The 1,731-nt window shown below is 57.1% G+C and carries 1 rRNA gene; it reads left to right on the plus strand.

The features are described 5' to 3' along the window. Window positions 1–40 precede the first annotated feature (40 nt). Window positions 41–1,564: ribosomal RNA gene (locus tag ABIC21_RS19270) — 16S ribosomal RNA — on the plus strand. The last annotated feature ends 167 nt before the right edge of the window (window positions 1,565–1,731 follow it).

Below are 1,731 nucleotides of genomic sequence, written 5' to 3' on the forward strand. Positions count from 1 at the left end.
GTCCCGTTTTCCCGGGGGTGTTGGTTGTGTCTGTTTTACTTCAACGGAGAGTTTGATCCTGGCTCAGGATGAACGCTGGCGGCGTGCTTAACACATGCAAGTCGAACGATGATCCCAGCTTGCTGGGGGATTAGTGGCGAACGGGTGAGTAACACGTGAGTAACCTGCCCTTAACTCTGGGATAAGCCTGGGAAACTGGGTCTAATACCGGATATGACTCCTCATCGCATGGTGGGGGGTGGAAAGCTTTATTGTGGTTTTGGATGGACTCGCGGCCTATCAGCTTGTTGGTGAGGTAATGGCTCACCAAGGCGACGACGGGTAGCCGGCCTGAGAGGGTGACCGGCCACACTGGGACTGAGACACGGCCCAGACTCCTACGGGAGGCAGCAGTGGGGAATATTGCACAATGGGCGAAAGCCTGATGCAGCGACGCCGCGTGAGGGATGACGGCCTTCGGGTTGTAAACCTCTTTCAGTAGGGAAGAAGCGAAAGTGACGGTACCTGCAGAAGAAGCGCCGGCTAACTACGTGCCAGCAGCCGCGGTAATACGTAGGGCGCAAGCGTTATCCGGAATTATTGGGCGTAAAGAGCTCGTAGGCGGTTTGTCGCGTCTGCCGTGAAAGTCCGGGGCTCAACTCCGGATCTGCGGTGGGTACGGGCAGACTAGAGTGATGTAGGGGAGACTGGAATTCCTGGTGTAGCGGTGAAATGCGCAGATATCAGGAGGAACACCGATGGCGAAGGCAGGTCTCTGGGCATTAACTGACGCTGAGGAGCGAAAGCATGGGGAGCGAACAGGATTAGATACCCTGGTAGTCCATGCCGTAAACGTTGGGCACTAGGTGTGGGGGACATTCCACGTTTTCCGCGCCGTAGCTAACGCATTAAGTGCCCCGCCTGGGGAGTACGGCCGCAAGGCTAAAACTCAAAGGAATTGACGGGGGCCCGCACAAGCGGCGGAGCATGCGGATTAATTCGATGCAACGCGAAGAACCTTACCAAGGCTTGACATGAACCGGAAAGACCTGGAAACAGGTCCCCCGCTTGCGGTCGGTTTACAGGTGGTGCATGGTTGTCGTCAGCTCGTGTCGTGAGATGTTGGGTTAAGTCCCGCAACGAGCGCAACCCTCGTTCTATGTTGCCAGCGCGTTATGGCGGGGACTCATAGGAGACTGCCGGGGTCAACTCGGAGGAAGGTGGGGACGACGTCAAATCATCATGCCCCTTATGTCTTGGGCTTCACGCATGCTACAATGGCCGGTACAAAGGGTTGCGATACTGTGAGGTGGAGCTAATCCCAAAAAGCCGGTCTCAGTTCGGATTGGGGTCTGCAACTCGACCCCATGAAGTCGGAGTCGCTAGTAATCGCAGATCAGCAACGCTGCGGTGAATACGTTCCCGGGCCTTGTACACACCGCCCGTCAAGTCACGAAAGTTGGTAACACCCGAAGCCGGTGGCCTAACCCCTTGTGGGAGGGAGCTGTCGAAGGTGGGACTGGCGATTGGGACTAAGTCGTAACAAGGTAGCCGTACCGGAAGGTGCGGCTGGATCACCTCCTTTCTAAGGAGCACCTACAACCACCCTGCCGGGCGCATGCCTGTGTGGTGGGGTTGTCAGGAGTACGCCCGTTGCGCAGACGCTAGTTCTGCGGCGGGTGCTCACGGGTGGAATATCAACAAATAGCGGCCGCCGGTTTTTCCCCGGCACCCAGTACGGATGACTCACCC

Source organism: Pseudarthrobacter sp. PvP090, assembly GCF_040547365.1.
GTDB lineage: Bacteria > Actinomycetota > Actinomycetes > Actinomycetales > Micrococcaceae > Arthrobacter.